Source organism: Empedobacter sp. GD03861 (genome assembly GCF_029840885.1).
Classification (GTDB): domain Bacteria; phylum Bacteroidota; class Bacteroidia; order Flavobacteriales; family Weeksellaceae; genus Empedobacter; species Empedobacter falsenii_B.
Genome location: NZ_JAOCDJ010000108.1, coordinates 1 through 611, shown reverse-complemented (window position 1 = coordinate 611; position 611 = coordinate 1). Strand labels below are relative to the sequence as shown.

The following is a 611-nucleotide window of genomic DNA, read 5'->3' as shown; positions in this document are numbered from 1 at the left end:
GCGATATGCTGGCGAAGTCAGCCATCAATCCGAAGAAAAAACCAAACATTTTTTACAAAATATCATCCGAAATTTAGTACCGTATCACGTGATTAATCCGTTTGCTACTCGGTTAGAATTACCCGAAGAAGTGCATAAAATCAGACGTTTAAACGAAATGTTTCAAAGTATCGTTCGTCAAATTACTTTGATTAATCAGCAAAATAGGCAATTGACAGACGATGGAAAATTAATCACACAAGTCGAAGATCTAAAGCAAGCAACGGAGGTTCTCTTTGAAAGTATTGTTCTAAAAGTGGATGAATTAGACGGGAGTTTGCGTCAGTTTTTTGAGAAATTAAAAACGTATTTAAGCAAAAAAGCACACAAAGAAAATGCAAATGGTTCTGAAATCGACTTTACACAACGAGAAATCCGCCAAGCCTTTAATATGAGCAAAGCGCAGTGTTCACGCTACATGAACAGCTTAATTGAACTCGAATACCTAACGAGTAAATATGCAGGAAACTTGCGTAAAATTGCTTATCGAGTGGATTATTGGGATGATTACCAGAAGTTAAGACAAACCATTAAAGAAAAGATTCTACGACAAATAGAACAGTTATGATACT

At 35.7% G+C, this 611-nt stretch carries 1 pseudogene; it reads left to right on the top strand.

The features are described 5' to 3' along the window. Window positions 1–607: pseudogene (locus N5D03_RS14960) on the top strand (hypothetical protein); the annotation flags it as partial. Window positions 608–611 lie beyond the last annotated feature (4 nt).